The sequence below is a fragment of the Gilliamella sp. LMG 34362 genome (assembly GCF_984569125.1).
The window spans coordinates 1,033,437-1,051,543 of record NZ_OZ474902.1; the positions used below are offsets into that span (position 1 = coordinate 1,033,437).

General features: G+C 34.4%; 11 protein-coding genes and 2 pseudogenes. 2 read left to right on the top strand and 11 right to left on the bottom strand.

Annotated features, from left to right (window positions below; translation table 11 throughout):
• Positions 1–53: 53 nt before the first annotated feature.
• Positions 54–1,154 carry a YcbX family protein gene (locus tag AC5LWZ_RS04845; RefSeq protein WP_493464069.1) on the bottom strand — a complete coding sequence of 367 codons (1,101 nt, stop codon included), beginning with the start codon at positions 1,152–1,154 and terminating at the stop codon, positions 54–56.
• A 95-nt stretch (positions 1,155–1,249) separates the two neighbouring features.
• On the bottom strand, positions 1,250–1,732 hold the full coding sequence (gene greB, locus AC5LWZ_RS04850) for a transcription elongation factor GreB (protein ID WP_493464070.1): 483 nt from the start codon (positions 1,730–1,732) through the stop codon (positions 1,250–1,252).
• Between the two features lie 44 nt (positions 1,733–1,776).
• On the opposite strand from greB, the pseudogene AC5LWZ_RS04855 reads away from it, so the two are divergent.
• Both AC5LWZ_RS04855 and AC5LWZ_RS04860 read left to right on the top strand, forming a co-directional pair.
• Positions 1,777–3,945 (top strand): annotated as a pseudogene (locus AC5LWZ_RS04855) (Tex family protein); the annotation flags it as partial.
• 636 nt (positions 3,946–4,581) lie between these two features.
• On the top strand, positions 4,582–6,069 hold the full coding sequence (locus AC5LWZ_RS04860) for a hypothetical protein (RefSeq protein ID WP_198199189.1): 1,488 nt from the start codon (positions 4,582–4,584) through the stop codon (positions 6,067–6,069).
• Between the two features lie 209 nt (positions 6,070–6,278).
• Here AC5LWZ_RS04860 and AC5LWZ_RS04865 read toward each other — a convergent pair whose 3' ends face one another.
• From AC5LWZ_RS04865 to deoD, 9 genes and pseudogenes are all read right to left on the bottom strand, one after another.
• A complete protein-coding gene (locus AC5LWZ_RS04865) occupies positions 6,279–7,145 on the bottom strand; it encodes a YjjW family glycine radical enzyme activase (RefSeq protein WP_294892353.1) in 867 nt (288 codons plus the stop codon).
• Entirely contained in the window at positions 7,120–8,667 is a 1,548-nt protein-coding gene (locus AC5LWZ_RS04870) for a YjjI family glycine radical enzyme (protein WP_198246972.1), read from the bottom strand. Before AC5LWZ_RS04870 ends, AC5LWZ_RS04865 begins: the two co-directional genes overlap by 26 nt.
• Positions 8,668–8,797: 130 nt before the next feature.
• Positions 8,798–10,483 (bottom strand): bifunctional UDP-sugar hydrolase/5'-nucleotidase UshA, encoded by a 1,686-nt coding sequence (gene ushA, locus AC5LWZ_RS04875; RefSeq protein WP_493464071.1) that lies wholly within the window; start codon positions 10,481–10,483, stop codon positions 8,798–8,800.
• A 29-nt stretch (positions 10,484–10,512) separates the two neighbouring features.
• Positions 10,513–11,814, bottom strand: a complete 1,302-nt coding sequence (locus AC5LWZ_RS04880) for a pyrimidine-nucleoside phosphorylase (protein ID WP_198246974.1) — start codon at positions 11,812–11,814, stop codon at positions 10,513–10,515.
• A gap of 150 nt (positions 11,815–11,964) precedes the next feature.
• Positions 11,965–12,341 (bottom strand): annotated as a pseudogene (locus AC5LWZ_RS04885) (cytidine deaminase).
• Between the two features lie 50 nt (positions 12,342–12,391).
• On the bottom strand, positions 12,392–14,365 hold the full coding sequence (locus AC5LWZ_RS04890) for a bifunctional 2',3'-cyclic-nucleotide 2'-phosphodiesterase/3'-nucleotidase (RefSeq protein ID WP_493464072.1): 1,974 nt from the start codon (positions 14,363–14,365) through the stop codon (positions 12,392–12,394).
• Positions 14,366–14,391: 26 nt separating this feature from the next.
• The gene (gene add, locus AC5LWZ_RS04895) at positions 14,392–15,561 is read right to left on the bottom strand and encodes an adenosine deaminase (protein ID WP_493464073.1); all 1,170 of its coding nucleotides are present in this window, start codon (positions 15,559–15,561) and stop codon (positions 14,392–14,394) included.
• Between the two features lie 335 nt (positions 15,562–15,896).
• Positions 15,897–17,150, bottom strand: coding sequence for a nucleoside permease (locus AC5LWZ_RS04900; RefSeq protein WP_110448264.1), 1,254 nt, complete (start codon positions 17,148–17,150; stop codon positions 15,897–15,899).
• A 199-nt stretch (positions 17,151–17,349) separates the two neighbouring features.
• Complete coding sequence (gene deoD / locus AC5LWZ_RS04905) at positions 17,350–18,063, bottom strand: purine-nucleoside phosphorylase (RefSeq protein ID WP_110448263.1); 714 nt, start codon at positions 18,061–18,063, stop codon at positions 17,350–17,352.
• Between the last annotated feature and the right edge of the window lie 44 nt (positions 18,064–18,107).

Here is an 18,107-nt window from a genome sequence, read left to right on the forward strand (position 1 = left end):
TTTATCTTTCTTATAATTTTAATAAATTTTACGTCCTGCAATAAAAGTTATTTTCATTTTACCAATTCTATCGTGATATCCCCTTTAGGTATACAACTACAAGCAAGAATATGTTTATTTTGTTTGACCACTGATTGAGTTAAAGATTTTACATTTCCTTTTTTTAATAATACTGAGCAACGGCCACATACGCCAGCTCGACAAGAATTAGGGAGTGAAATATGATGTTGTTCGAGTTGTTCTAAAATTGTTTGCTGATTATTACCGACAATTTTTTTATCTTCGAATGTAATTGTACAAAGTTGAGAGTCTTTTGTTGTTTGTTTAGGGAAGTTTTTTATGTAATTTTTAGCAGGTTGCCGCTCAAGTATCTCAATGTTATCGCCAATAGATACACTGCCATGATTGCGAGCAATCATATTTATGCCAAAATCGATTTTCCCTTCTAAATCAGCTCTAAAGTAACCTAAAGTTCTTAAAGGTTCATTATTCGGTAATGCTTTGGCCGAATTAACATTGAAGGTGGTTAGTACACAACGGGTACAAGGTTTAACGATATCAAAAATTACTTCGCCTATTTTAATCGTTTTCCATCCATCTTCAGCAAACGGAAGAGCACCATCAATAATAATATTGCCACGAAATTGCTGAATATCCAATGTTTCAGGACATTGCTGTTGCAGATAATTGAATGAAGCTTGATTTAATAATAAATAGGGATAACCATCGGCAAAACTTACCGGTACGTCTGGGTAGCGTTTAGTTCTTCTGGTTAGTTGTTTGCCTATCCAGCGCATTTGTACATCTTTTTCGAGAATATGACTAAAAAATTGATTAACTTTTATTGGTGCAATATGTGAGGTGAAGTGATTTCCCCAGACCTCTGTGGCTTCATTGCTTAATGAAAACTCATCAAAATCAATAGTTATTGATTGGTTAGTTGGCAGCGAAACCCTTATTTTATTATTGTGTAATGCAGTTTTAAGTTTTAAAAGTTCTGGATATTGTCTAGCCGTAATAAAGGTGCCATCTGGTTCACTTATCATCAAAACACGGTCATATTCAAAACCACCATCAATACTATTAGCGGCTGTTAATGTAATACCTTGCATTGATTTAATGGGATAGATAAATAGTTGGTTAACTTTGATCATTATGTTTTAAAACTTAAATTTATTATTAAATAAAATTATATAGCCAATTTCTTATAGTGGGAGAATAATATGGTAAATTATTTTGGTTTGCTTAATCATCTTATTTTTTGATAACTGATATCAACAATAACATAATATGTTTTACCATTTGGTGTTAAAACTGATATTTCATCATCAATTTTATGACCTATTAAGGCTCTAGCAACAGGGCTATTAATTGATATCCAATTTTTTTTCGGATCAAATTCATCAGCACCAACAATACGATAAATATGTAATTCTCCAGATTCATCTTCAAGTTTTACCCATGCGCCAAAAAAAACCTTACCTTCTTGACGTGGATCTGGATCAACGATGGTTAGCGTCTCTAAACGTTTAGTTAGAAAACGAACTCGTCTATCAATTTCGCGTAACCTTCTTTTTCCATAAATGTATTCGGCATTTTCACTACGATCACCGAGTGCTGCGGCATCAGATACTGCTTGAGTTACTCTAGGTCTTTCTTCTTTCCATAAATATTTCAACTCACGATCGAGTGCCAAGTAGCCTTCTCTTGTTATATAATTAGCTTTTTGCATGATGAATATAAATTCCGTTAATCGACAAGATATACAGAGATACCATGATAAATAATCAAATAAGCCATATTATAGCGGGTGAATTAACCGTAAAACCAGAACAAGTTTTAGCTGCCATTCAATTATTAGATGATGGCAGTACCGTGCCATTTATTGCTCGATATCGTAAAGAGGTAACGGGAGGACTGGATGATACTCAGTTACGTACTTTAGATAGCCGTTTAAGTTATTTGCGAGAACTTGAAGATCGTAAACAAACGATTTTAAAATCAATTGAGGAACAAGGTAAATTAACCTCTGAATTAAGTCAAAAAATTACCAATACCCTTAGTAAGACCGAATTAGAAGATCTCTATCTCCCTTATAAACCAAAACGTCGTACTCGAGGTCAAATAGCAATTGAAGCGGGTCTTGAGCCACTTGCTGAATCTTTGTGGCAAAACGCAGATCTTAAGCCAGAATCAGAAGCGGAAAAATATATTAATACTGATAAAGGTATTATTGATACTAAATCTGCATTAGATGGTGCTCGTTATATCTTAATGGAGCGTTTTGCTGAAGATGCGACTTTACTCGCTAAAGTTCGTCATTATCTTTGGAATAATGCGCATCTTGTCTCTCAAGTTATTACTGGTAAAGAAGAAGAGGGTGCTAAATTTAGAGATTATTTTGCCCAAAGTGAACTTATTTCCAAAGTACCATCACATCGAGCTTTAGCGATGTTCCGTGGTCGAAATGAAGGATTTTTACAGTTATCATTAAATGCTGATCCACAGTTTGAAGAAGCACCTAAAGAGAGTTATTGCGAGCAGATTGTTACTGAACATTTAGGTGTGCGCTTCAACGATCAGCCAGCTGATAAGTGGCGAAAAGCAGTGATCAACTGGACATGGCGCATTAAAATCTTAATGCATATGGAAACTGAACTTATGACTACGCTGCGAGAAAGAGCTGAGGAAGAAGCTATCAAAGTTTTTGCGGCTAACCTTCATGATATGTTAATGGCCGCACCGGCTGGTATGAAAGTTACCATGGGTATGGATCCGGGTTTACGTACCGGTGTTAAAATTGCTGTTGTTGATGGAACAGGAAAATTAGTTGCTACCGAAACTATTTATCCACATACCGGTCAGGCGGATAAAGCGGCAATGGTTGTTGCGGCGTTATGTATAAAATATCAAGTTGAACTTGTCGCAATCGGTAATGGTACGGCTTCACGAGAGACAGAACGTTTTTATCTTGATGTACAAAAGAAATATCCAGAAGTCAAAGGCCAAAAAGTGATTGTAAGTGAAGCTGGTGCATCTGTTTATTCGGCTTCAGAACTTGCGGCACAAGAGTTTCCTGATTTAGATGTCTCAATTCGGGGAGCCGTTTCAATCGCTCGACGCTTACAAGATCCATTAGCTGAATTAGTGAAAATTGATCCAAAATCGATAGGTGTTGGTCAATATCAACATGATGTAAGTCAAACTCAATTAGCTAAAAAACTTGATGCAGTAGTTGAAGATGGGGTAAATGCGGTAGGGGTTAACTTAAATACAGCCTCTATGATGTTACTTGCTCGTATTGCTGGCCTTAATAAAGTGATCGCCCAAAATATTGTCGATTGGCGTAACCAAAATGGTCAATTTACTGATAGAAAACAATTATTAAAAGTGTCACGATTAGGTCCCAAAGCTTTTGAACAATGTGCCGGTTTTTTAAGAATTATGGAAGGTGCAAATCCGCTTGATGCATCAGCGGTTCATCCAGAGGCCTATCCTGTTGTTGAAAGGATTTTAGAAAAAAATCATAAAGCCTTAAAAGACATTTTAGGTGATTCGAATTATCTTAAATCACTAAAAGCTATCGATTATGTTGATGGCCATTTTGGTGTGCCGACAGTAACTGATATTATTAAAGAATTAGATAAACCAGGACGAGATCCAAGGCCTGAATTTAAAACAGCGCAATTTGCCGATAACATTGAAACAATGGAAGACCTAAAAATCGGTATGGTTATGGAAGGGGCTGTAACTAATGTGACAAATTTTGGTGCTTTTGTTGATATCGGTGTGCATCAAGATGGTCTAGTTCATATTTCAGCATTATCAGATCGATTTGTTGATGATCCGCGAAGCATTGTAAAAGCAGGCGATATTGTTAAAGTGAAAGTAATAGAAGTTGATATTGCCCGAAAACGTATTGCTTTATCAATGCGTTTAGATGATACAGCTACGCCGAAACAAGATAGTAGCAGATCGGCTAACAATAAGGTATCTAATAAAAATCAATCTGCTGCAACGCTGACTAACAGTGCTATGGGTAATGCATTTGCTGCCGCATTTAAAAAAGGCAAGTAATTATATATCAAATTAAAAAGAGGGGAATTATCCCCTTTTTGATTATTGAGATATAACTTAATTAATATCATTACTTTTAAATTCTTCAATGAATTAGTATTAATAAACGGAAAATAATTTTTTTTACTATTCCCTTATCAAAGTATAATCATATATAATAATGCTACTACTGAATTTGAATTAATTAGTAACTGTTTTCAAATTCAGTTTCTTTATTGAGTCTTACCTTTTTAGCTTTTCCAAATTTTGTCTGATGTTCTTATTTTACAAGTTTTAAAATTTAGGATGTTACGATTTAAGTCTTAAACAACAAACAAATTGTTGTAGTCAAATTATTTTGTTCGAGCCGTATATTAGATATGGATGAATTTCTGTTAGAAAAATAACGATTTTAATTGTCTTAGCTCTGATATTAACGGGTAACAATTTTTGAACAACTTATAAAAATTGTTAATTCACTAATGCTTCAAATCAATAATCTTATTCGGATAGGCGGAGAAGTTTATGAGTAGAGGAGTAGCGATGAATAATTGTACTGTTGTTTTAAAAAAAATTTCTTTGAGATTATTTTTCAAAAAGAGATTATTGCTATTAATGTTATTGATTTTTTCCAATAATCTATTTGCAATTTTATCATTATCCGTGACTACGCAAATGTATATTCATGGTAATGCGCCGGAGATTTCAGAGTCAGGCGGCACAAAAGCGCTTAATGGTATTAAAGTAAAATTAAATGTACCAAACAGTGATCCTTTAGTTATAACCCCTGGTTCATCTAAGCAAATATCTGTTGCTTTTAATACTTCACCAAGTATGTATTCATTTGATGTTGATTTTTCGACTGTGACTAATGATGATATTATTGATATTGATGGTGATTATTTGGGAAGTAGCAATAATTTTAAAGTGGAGAGTGTAACAGCTGAATGGCGTGATAGTAATAATAATATAATTCCTTCTGATTCAACCGCTCCATTAGGTAGTAATATTTGCAATTCATCTACTTATAAAGGTGATTCAACACTAAAGCTTACTTTTAGTATTTCTGCTAAAACTCAGTATGGTGTTCCAACTGAATCTCAGCCTAAAGAAGTTTCCAAAATATTTACCGTAAAAGCTAACGATGGTATTTGTTTTATAAGACCTGGCGTTTTAGCAGTTAACACCCTTTATCCAACTGGCTGGCCGGAAGGCAATAATAATGCATGGTGGGGGAGTAACGTTGTTAATCGAGCCGATCCTTATGATCCAAATCAATTTGTTAAAGGTACTGGTTTTATAGCCTCGGCTGTTGATGCTTCCGGTAATCATTTCCCAAGCACTGCATTTCCATATGCTCGCTTCAGAATTGTGCCAGTTAATTCGATATCACAATATACATACAAAATACTTAAAAATCCAAATTCATCCCTAAAAAATGTACCACGCAGTTCGGTTGCAGACTCAAAAAGTGAATTTATCTTTACTAATAATGTTCCTAGTAAAGGAGATAAATTTGTAATTCAACTTACCAACACGCAAACAAACGCAACCTTCTTCTATCAATTCTCGATACAACATTGGTTTTATGTACATAAAGGCAATCTTGGCTTCATCTCTTTCAATAATGCGGAAACCTTATGCCGAAACAGTGGTGACCGCTTACCAACGCGAGCAGAACTGACTAATTCACCTCTTGCTTATGATAATAACACTAATACCGAATGGTATCTCCAAGGAAATGGATATAAACGTGCTATTGGCAATAGTTTAATGGGAGAGTGGGGTAAAATTTTCTATTATGCGCCAATAAATGGTGACTTGCGCGATATGATGGCTGGTATCAGTGATTCTGATTACGAAAAATTATTTAATTATGATTTTTATTTCACCAATGAATTGACTTCTGTGGTTGACTCCGATGGATTTATCCATCGCTATAGTGTAGGAAATTCTGAGGGTAATGTCATTGTCGAACCAGATAATGCCTATACAATGTGTACCAAATATTAATTAAAATTGATGATTTGCTAAAGTTGGTAAAAAATATTACCAACTTTCAGCAAGTTTATTTTGTCAGGAAGGATAATTATGCTTATCAGTCGTTTCGTATTGATTAAAGATAATTATTTTTGCATTTGCAATATGACTATCATCACAATTACCGGTTAGCAAGTACCTGTAAATAATCCGACCTTATAATTAATGTGACTATAAAGATATTATAAATAAACACTCGGCAAAGTAATATTCTGCAATCCATAATGTTTTAATTCAGCAGCAAAAGATTCGATTTGCTGTTGTGTTGCCAATGGCCATGTTTTGGCTACGCCATGTACGCCGTGATTGTGGAATGCATTTATTCTGACTTTAATTTCTGGATTGAGTGTTATTAGAAAATTAGCAAGTTGTTTAGCACTGTTTTGCAAATCAGTATGCTCGGGAATCACTAAAAATCTGACTTCATATAGTTTTTCTATTTTGGCTAGATATTCAATGGTCTGTTTGACGCGATCATTATCCCGACCTGTGAGTTTTTTATGAACTTGAGTATCCCAAGCTTTTAGATCGATCATCGCACCGTCCATAACCTTTTCAACTTTTTGCCAGCCAGTTTCAGCTAAGTAACCATTACTATCAATAAAACAAGTCAGGTGTTTTAAATCATCTGCTTGTTTAATTGCTCGAAATAATTTTTCAATAAAAGGTAATTGTAATGTCGCTTCACCACCGCTAATTGTAATGCCATTTAGAAAAGGTAAGTATTTACGAATTTCGAGTAGAATATCTTCAACATTGTAGTTATAGGTCATTGGTGTGGATTGATAACTACAAGTATTAATACAGGTATCACATTGCTGGCAATTTGAAGATTGCCAAATCACTTTGTTATTGATAAATGTTAATGCTTGATGTGGACAGGTAGTAACGCAATCACCACAATTCTTACACCGTGAAATGGTGTAAGGATTATGGCAATTTAAACATTTAAAATTACAACCTTGTAAAAAAATGACTAACCGGTTTCCCGGTCCGTCAACACAAGAAAAGGGTAAAAGTTTATTAACGATTGCCCATGACTTGTTCATGACTAATTACTCGAGGTGTTCGGCATAAGTAACTATTGTTATCGGTATCTTCGGCTGCTTCACTACCTAAAAATGTGGTATTAATTCGTGAACCTTCTTGTTTATATTTTTTGATATCTGACAATCTCACCATATAGCCAGTTACACGGACCAGATCATTGCCACTGATATTAGCGGTAAATTCACGAAAACCAAATTTAAATGCCGCCTTACAAATCTGTACTAAGGCTAATGGGTTATTTTTAATCGTTTCATCAATGGTTAAAATATCACTAATGCCAGAGGCATAATATTTATGGTGTTTGAATAATGCCATAATATGGGTTACTGGATCTGGTTCATGACCATAAGGAATACGTAAACCTGGCGTAGCGCCTCTATCTGAACTGATGCCAGATTGAGCATGTAACATTGCTTTACCTTTCCAAGCATGCTTAATTGTATGGCTGTCAATAAAGTCAGCTAGCTGTTTAGAAATGGTTGTTGCCAATTCATTCGCATCTTCGTCAACACCATAACGGCCGGTTAAGTTAGATTTTTCTTGTAAAATATTGACTGCTTCAGCCATGGCATAAATACCGAACATTGGTGCAAATCGGGTAGCGTCAATTAATCCTTCCTTCACTAAAAAACTATTTTGGAAGAAATTAGATTTTTCATAAAGAAATTCTGATCTTGCTTTGATCAAATTTAATTGCAATTGGCAATAATAAGGTAAAGTATTTTGTAAAAAGTCAGTGATGCTTTTACTTTTTAACGCAACCTCTTTTAAATTGATTCTTGATAAAGTGCTACCACCACCAGCCACAGGAAGAGAGTTATAACAACTCACAACACCATAACCTTTTTCATCAAAATCCTTTTTAATCATCATATTATTAGCAATATGTGGTTTTGCTGTTTCACAAATGTTTCCAATTGCGGTATTTAGTAAAGATTCTGGTGTGATATTTTCATCATAAATAAAAGTTAAATTAGGGGCAACTTGTTTAAGTTCGCGATCAACACGTAAAATAACCCGACAGATCACATTATCGGTTGGCCCAATATTGGCATGCATAAATGCATCTGGAAGATTGCGATCCAGCATAATCCAAAAACGCTTTAATCGTGGGTAAAGTTCTTCTTCTGTCAAATTACCGATATAAGGAAGCAACACTTGATCTAAACAGCCTAAATAAACCGGCATACCAGTGACCGATGGTACGTGATGATAAGCAATAGTGAGCATATTTAATGCATCATCAAAGGTTTTTGCTGGTTCGAGTTCTAAGTATTCAGATCCCTGCTTAAGAAATTTTGCATAATCAGGTAATACATAACGAGGTTTATACGGCGCATGTCCTTCGTACATATCACAAATTACCCTTTCATTGAGCGCATTTTGCGTTTCATTATCTAAATCAACATAAGGTAAGTTATTTTCTGCGGCTAATGCGAGAAGGTTCGCTTTTTGTTTTGGTGACAAATTGGCATCGGTCACTATATCGTAACAATTTTTTTGAAATTCTGTCATGTTCATAAATACCTCTATATTACCTATATGCTGAAAGCAAAGATTAAATCTTTATGACTAATCATTTAGTTATTAGCACTGAGAATTATGATTATCAGTGCCATTAGTTTTTATATTTCTGTTTTAAAACGTGAAATTATTTTTCTAAAATAAAATTAGACGGTTGATAATCGGCTGCATTAATTGGTGAATGCGCTTCAAAATATTGTTTTACTGCGTCCGCATCTCGATAACCTGTATCTACATAAGTTGGCGAGTTGTTGACGATAGGGTAACCATCTCCTCCAGCTGCTAAAAAGTCTAATGTTGCGATTCGATATGATTTTTGCAAATCAATTGGTTCATTATTAATTTTAATGTCGCTGATAGTATCGCCAGTTTTAGTTAGGCTAATATTTTTTAAATGAGTATAACCACCCGAACCCTGTTTTTTACCTAATGCAACCTTAAGATAATCGATTAATTCATTACCCGTTAATTCAAAGTAAACAACACTATTACCAAATGGTTCAACTTTCAAAATATCACGATAAGTAATATCGCCTTCTATAAGTGAGTCACGAATCATACCTCCAGACATAATACCAATATCGGCATTTGTCTTTTCAATAAAGGCACTAAGTAATAATTGCCCCATATTACTTTGTTGATATCTAACTACGTTACGATCGCCCTCTAAACGACCGGTTAACTCACCACTTTTAATGAGTAATTGTTGTTTACCTTGTTCTTGATAAGGTTTTAGTGTTTCCAACAGTTTTTTATCCTGTTCGATTTCACTGGTGTAATATTCAAGACGTTTGGTATCGTTACCGTTATCAACTTCTTTTTTCAAATTAATTGGAATTAACTGATAATTTTTGAGGGTAATTTTACCGTTTAAGAATACGAAGTCAGCACGACCAACATATTTCCCCCATTCATGAGCTTGAACAATCCACGTACCATTTTGTTGATCTGGAGCACAAGGTGTTCCAGGGACATATTCGGTAATACGTTTGTTAGGGCTAGCCATACATACTGGGTTTTGTGAATGGCCTCCGACAATCATATCTAATTCACCAGTTTTTAATCCTCGGGCTAGCTCAACATCACCTGGAGCCATTGAACCATGCTCACCATTTTCATAATGCCCCATATGAGTAACCGCAATAATCATATCTGGACGTTCATTGCTTTTAATTTGGCTAATGACTTTTTCCGCTTCTGGTAGTGTTTTACGAAATTCAACACCATCGGTATTTTTAGGCGAAGCAAGGAAAATAGTGTCATCAGTGGTTAAACCAAATACTGCAACTTTAATACCATTTAAATCAAATATTTTATAGGCATCAAAAACACGATTATCGGTATTTTTGAAGTAAGTATTTGCTGATAAAAATGGAAAATGAGCCCATTTTTGTTGTTCACGAATAATCGCTAACGGATGATCAAATTCGTGATTACCTACTGCCATTGCATCATAGCCAATTTCATTCATACCAATAAAATCGGGCTTTGCTTGTAACACATCGGATTCAGGAACACCAGTATTAATGTCTCCGCCAGAAAGCAGAAGTAATTTTCCGCCTTTTTCTGCTACTTCTTTTCTTATTTGGTCAACAACTGTTTTTTGTGCTGCTAACCCATATTCACCAATATCATTTTGCCAAAAACGGCCATGATGATCGTTAGTATGTAAAATAGTAAAAGAATAGGACTTGTCTTTTTCCCAAGCAGGTGCCGTAGACTGTTTGGTAGCAACAGCTGCGAATGAATTGACTGAAAACAAACTTAAAATAACAAGTAGTGACAGTTTTTTGTTTAATTTTAAACGATGCATGATGTCTCCTGAATCCGTATTTATTAAAGCTATTCCGTAATTACTTTAAAAATTAATTGTGGCTGTTCAGCGCTATCACTAATAGTAATATTGTCATATAGTTTTTGTTTTATTGTATCAATACGATCACTACTTGCGTGAATAGTTAACAGTGTTTCACCTACTTCAACTTTATCACCTACTTTTTTATGTAGTACGATACCAACAGCAGGATCGATAACATCTTCTTTAGTTGCTCGACCTGCACCCAGTTGCATCGCTGCAATACCAATTTGGTCAGCAATAATGCGTGATACATAACCTGCTTTTTGCGCTGGTAGATCAATTTGGTAAGGCGCATTAGCTAATTTCTCCGGATGATCAACCACTGAACTATCACCACCTTGAGCTTCAATTAATGTTTTGAATTTTTCAATGGCCTTACCATTTTTAATCACTTCTTGTAGTTTTTTTCTTGCTTCATCTAGTGTTTCAGCTTTATTCGCTAACACCACCATTTGACTGCCAAGTGTTAATACCAGTTCAGTTAAATCAGCAGGACCATGGCCGTTTAATGTATCTATGGCTTCTTTAACTTCTAACGCATTACCAATCGCATAACCTAAAGGTTGAGACATATCAGAGATAATCGCCATGGTTCTACGACCAATTTGATTACCAATATTAACCATTTCATGAGCTAATTTTTCTGAGTCTTCCATGGTCTTCATTAAAGCACCGTCACCTGTTTTAACGTCTAAAACAATAGCATCTGCACCAGCTGCGAGTTTTTTACTCATAATTGAGCTAGCAATAAGAGGAATAGAGTTAACCGTACCTGTTACGTCACGTAATGAATAAAGTTTTTTATCGGCAGGGGTTAGGTTGCCGGATTGACCAATAACAGCGACACCTTTTTGATTAACTTGATCAATAAATTCTTGTTTATCTAATTCAATTTTAAAACCCGGTACTGTTTCAAATTTATCAGTCGTTCCACCAGTATGGCCTAATCCACGACCTGACATTTTAGCTACTGGAATATCTAATGCAGCAACTAATGGTGCTAACACTAAAGTAGTTGTATCACCCACACCACCGGTTGAATGTTTATCAACTTTAATGCCTTTAATTGATGATAGATCAACGGTATCACCTGAATACATCATCGCACTAGTTAAATCAGCACACTCTTTTGAAGTCATGCCTTGATAATAAATCGCCATAAGTAAGGCACTGACTTGATAATCAGGAATAGAACCATTGGTATAGTTAGTTATAAAAAATTGAATCTCTTCGGTTGTTAAAGCATTACCATCACGTTTTTTTTCAATAATATCTACAAATCTCATTACACTTCTCTCTTAATATTAATAAAGCAAATTAGTATTATATTCTTCTCATCCAAAATTTGGACTGATGAGTGAGCTGATCTTGGTTAACTATCATCAATCGCTATTTTTCTTTTTCAATATGTTAAATTATATTGTTCAACAATAAAATTAATCTAAATCACTTTGTGAAAAACACCAAGGCAACAATTCACCAACAGTGGTTTCTTGGATTTTCCCTTGTATATTGATCAAAATCACTGGCATATCTTTAGCACAAAACTCACTAATTACTTTACGACAAGCAACATAAATTGAGATTGGCCCTTCAGTATCATCAATCACAACAATTTTTCGGATTTTTTCTTGCCTTTTGCTACTGCCTTAAAAATCGCTGTTATTTCAGCATAGTTAGCAATTCCATTGGAAGCATTTTCAATGTTACAACCTAAAATTGCTTCGTCATCTTCGATTATTAATACCGTACCTACTTGAAATTTAGGATAGGGTACATAAGCCTTAAAGCGGGCTATTTTTGCTAGTTCGATTAATTATTCAATTTGCCATATTTATAATCCTTGTCATCATCAAGATGTTATTATTTTTTAGATTGTAAATTTATTGGTGCTTGTAAATTAAGTTGATAGACACCAAAGCCTAGATTATCTTTTTCAACAAACTTAGTTGGATACAATGAATGTGTTTCAATATAGGTTTTAGCTTCATCAGTTGGTGAAGATTCGAAACGAATATCCAAATTAGTTTGGCTGATAATTGGTGCAATTCGCCAGTTATTATCTACAGTAACATCAACTTGTCCCTGTTTTTTAGTGTGATTAGTAATGTAAGCTGAAAGAATAACTCTTAAATCATCAGGTGAATTAAATTTAACATTTTTACCACCTGTACCAGGGAATGCACCGGTATAAGCACGATAGTTGTTAGTAGCAATTAAAAATGCTTGATTTGGATCAATTGGTTTTTGTTGATAGGTTAAATTTATAATACGTTCTGATTCAGGATTAATTAATTGACAACTACCATCGTAACGTGCTGGTTTAGTGATATCAATTTCATAACTTACTCCATCGATAGTATCAAAATTATAAGTTCTAAATTTATCCCAATTAATCAAATATTGTGGTTTTGAGGAATTGATGTCAATTTGATTATAAACACCAGCCGAACATTCCAACCACTCTTTAACCTCTTTTCCTGTAATTTTTACGGCAGATAAAATATTAGGATAAAGATAGATATCGGCTGCATTCCTAAATGTTAAATCACCTTTTTTCACATCAACATAAGCTGTAGGATCATTTTTGCGACCGCCAGCTTTAAATGGTGCAATAGCCGATAAAATTGGTAACCCATCTAGATCAGGATCACCTTGAACAAATTGTTTTACATAATCAATTTGGGCATCGCTAATAATCTGTAAAGCAGATGTATCTTCGATTAAGGCTAAATAACTATTGATATCCGTTGATACCTTACCAATTGGCTTACCAACAAATTCACGGGTACCTTCATGATCATCTTTTAATACCTTGGTTATATTTTTATCTGCATCAACTAGTGCTTTTTTATTTTTACTATCGAAGATAGGGCGGGCTTGTGATTTACCAGAAACTACTTTCCAGTTAGATTTGTCTCCCTCAATCACTAAATCGACTACCCCTAAATGGCTTCCCCATTGTCCGGGCATCACTGCAGGAATATTGTTAATATTTCCGGTATTAATATCGGTATTAGGTAGCGATTTAAAATCCTCACTTGGGAATACGCCATGAGAATGGCCAAACATAATGGCATTAATACCTTCAACTTGAGTTAAATAATAAACAGAGTTTTCAGCTAATGCTTTATAAGGTTCCGCAGAAACACCGGAGTGAGGAATAGCAACGATGATATCAGCGCCTTGCTCTTTCATTTCTGGTACTAATTTTTTGGCGGTTTCAGTGATATCTTTAACTATCACTTTACCTTCCAAATTAAGTTTATCCCATTGCATAATTTGTGGTGGTACAAACCCAATATAACCAATTTTTATAGAGTGTTGCTTACCCTCTCTATCAACCACTTTTTTATCTAAAATAATATATTGCTTAAAGAAAGGCTTATTGCTCTTTGCATCATAAACATTGGCATTAACATAAGGAAAAATTGCCCCTGCTAGACTTTTTTGTAAAAAATCCAAACCAAAATTAAATTCATGATTACCAATATTACCAACAACATAATCAAGGGTATTAAGGGCTTTGTAAACTGGATGAATATCACCTTTATTTAGTCCTTTATTAAGCGCATAGTCAGCCATTGGACTGCCTTGAATCAGATCACCATTATCAACTAATACGCTATTTTTTACCTCTTCCCTCGCTTGATGAATTAAATTGGCTGTTTTAGCTAAACCAAAGGTATCAATATACTGATCTTTAAAATAATCGTAATTCATCATATTGCCGTGCAGATCAGTCGTTTCAATAATTCTTAAATCAACCGTTGCAGCTTGTAGTGTTCCAGAAATTAATAGGGTCAGTAGGCTTAGGGTTAATCGAGTTTTATTCATATTTATTTCCTATTTTTCTGATATGGTTATCCATTAACATGTTGTAATAATAAATCTTGGTATTTTTTTAATCTGGCAATAATAGCCGGATGATACTGCTTAGCATTAATTGCTTGTTGTAAAGATTGCTTATCATTGTCGTTAAAACAAGATAGAACCTCCTTGAGTAAACGTGATTTTTCGTTAGACTCAACGAATGCGGCATCAATTCCACAAAGGGTAATATCAAATAATTCCAAACGTGAAAAATGAAACGCTTGCTCGGCTAGCTGATACTCTTTTTCGATATCGGTACCAAAAATACCAGCATCATCGGTATTAAGGGTAATTCTTACCCCTTTATCATAAAGTTGTCGAATTGGGTGCTTATGAATATCACCATGTAAATTATTGACTAAAATACGATTACTGGTAAGAGCTATTTCTAACGTGATTTCATTATCAACTAATTGTTTAATCAAGCTATCATCTTCAATTGCCGCGATACCGTGTCCGATTCGATTTGCACCATGTTTTAAGGCTTGAATAATACTTTCAGCCGAATCAATTTCACCTGCATGGTAGGATTTTTTTAAATTTAATTTTTCAGCAAGTTGATGAGCTTTTTCAAAATCATCAAAATGCCCAGCTTTTTCATTACCTGCAATATTAAATCCAGTAATAAATGGATGCGGATTATTTTCGATAAATTGCAATGTATCGTATACTACATCGGCGCCAAGATGGCGTACACCAATAACATGATATCGTACGGTTATATTATGCTCTTTTTGAACATCTATGATTGCTTTATCCATTTGATTTAGTGTTTGTTGAAATCTTGCTTGATCCCAAACAACTTTACCTTGGTTTTCTGTTGCACAAATATGATAAGGTGACAAAAATAATTCGCAATAAATTAACCCTTGTTTAGCATTTCTACTTAAAAAATCATAGGTAATTAGGTAATAATCGTCAGGACTTTTAACAAAGTTAGAAACAGTATCATAGGTTTGGATAAATGAAACAAAGTCAGATTCATCATAATTATATCGACCATTTTTATACTCGATCTCATTATAATCGCCGATTTGATAACACAATGAATCAGGAAAAGGTAAATGATTTTTATCGGCTAGTTTTTTAGCCATAAAGGGAGTAATACTGCCTTCTACATGCTCATGAAGTATAACTTTTGGGATTATTTGTTTATTCATCTAGTTCTAATCTGTTCAATTATGCTTATAGGGCACTTGTAATAGTCATATTTCGGTAATTGATTTAAGTAATAAAAGCCGAATTGAAGCCCTATTTACAAGCGTTTTATTCTACCTTGATAAGACACTTATTTTCCATACATTTTGTGTGACTTATCAAATTTCTGTGAGGCTGGTAACATTTTAGCCTAGTTAAGAATTAGGCAACTATTTAACGGTTGCCTAATTGTTGATGTTATCAAGTTATTAGCGAATAATCTGATTCAACTATTTACTATAATATTAATTGAATATTTCAAGTCAAAGAAGGTTCTTTGACTTGAATTTTATTTTAGTTAACTGCTAATGGTTTCTGTTTTTTGCTGAGCGGTATCATTTTGGAAAATGAAAACAAAAATAATTGCAAGCACTAATGAATAACCTGCAAAGACAAGCCATACATTATGCCAATCAATACCCGCTTCTGAAGTATAGTGATCAACAACAATACCACTAATCATTGAACCTAAATAAGCACCAATACCGTTAGTCATTGTCATAAATAAACCTTGAGCACTGTTACGGATGTTAGGTGATACTGTTTTTTCAACATACATTGAGCCAGAAATATTATAGAAATCAAAGGCACAACCATAAACGATCATCGATAACAGTAACAGCACAAAGCCGAATGGTGATGGATCGCCATAAGCAAATAAACCAAAACGAGCAACCCATGCCAGCATACTGATTAACATGACATATTTAATACCAAGTTTTTTCATAAAAAATGGTACAAATAAGATAAATACAACTTCCGAAATTTGTGAAATAGATAATAACACTGATGGGAATTTAACCACTAAGCTATCAGCATATTCTGGTACTTTGTCGAAGTCATGTAGAAACGGATTACCAAAAGTATTAGTAATTTGTAAAATCCCACCTAATAATACAGCAAATAAAAAGAAGATAGCCAATCTAGGTTGTTTTAATAATACAAATGCATCTAAACCTAATGAACTTACAATAGACTTTTCTTTGCCATCATTTTTTGCAACTTCAATTAAAGGTAAGGTTAATGAATAGAGACTTAATAAAACTGAACTACCAGCTGCAATATAAAGTTGCATATTACTGAGTTCTAACTGCATAAAACTAACCATCCACATTGCTACGATAAAGCCGATAGTGCCGAAGATTCGAATAGCAGGGAACTGTTCGATAACGTCTAGTCCTTGTGATTCTAAACAAGAGTAAGAAATTGAATTAGAAATGGCAATAGTTGGCATAAATGCAAGGCAATGGATAAGCATCACAATCATCATTAAAAATGGCGATGTGATAGATGCAGCGATAAATAAGGTTACTGCGCCAACCAAATGGCATAACACATATAAGCGATTAGCAGGTATCCATCTATCAGCTACGATACCAAGCAGACTAGGCATAAATACTGAAGCAATACCCATGGTGCCATATACGGCGCCAACTTCAATACCAGTAAATTTTAATTTAATCATCATATAGGAGCCTAAGGTAATTAGCCAACTCCCCCAGATAAAAAATTGTAAGAATAATATAACTTTCAGTTGTAGCTTGGTATTCATTTCGATTCCTTATTAAATGAGATCTTTCTAACCTATTAGATAAAAATTAATGAATAAAGATAAAATTTTGTTATTACTATTAATAACCTAGTTATAACGCTCAACAACATTTACCGTTAATAATAACGTCAATGTTAAAACTATTGGTTCCTCTTTTTTGAGTAACCAAAAAAAATGGCAGATATTCTGCCATTATTTATTATGAATTAACTAATACCGATTCTAAAGCGACTGTAATCATCTCTTTAAAACCCAGCTGGCGCTGTTCAGATGACATAGCTTCGCCTTTGCGAATATGATCTGAAACAGTACAGATCGCTAATGCTTTAGCTCCGTATTCTGCTGCTACACCATAAATACCAGCGGCCTCCATTTCGACACCTAAAATATTGTATTTTTCCATGATATCGAAAAGATCTGGCTCGACGCTATAAAATAGATCAGCAGAAAAAAGATTACCCACTTTCACATTAACATTTAATTGTTTAGCAGCATTAACTGCATTACAAATTAAACCGAAATCAGCAATCGCAGCAAAATCATGATCTTTAAAACGTAACCGATTGACTTTTGAATCAGTACAGGCACCCATACCAATAACCACATCACCAAGATTGACAGCGGGGCTGATGGCGCCACAGGAACCGATACGAATGATGTTTTTAACACCATAAAATTTAATCAGTTCGGTTGTGTATATAGAACAGGATGGAATGCCCATACCATGCCCCATAACAGAAATTTTCTTACCTTTATAGTCACCGGTAAAACCTAGCATTCCTCTAACATTGGTTACTTCTTTAGCATTCTCTAAAAAAGTTTCGGCAATAAACTTAGCGCGTAATGGATCGCCGGGCATCAAAACCGTTTGAGCGAAAGCGTCATCGGCGGCGTTAATATGTGGGGTAGGCATTTAACTCTCCTGATTTATGTCTAAAATACGTTACTACACTAACA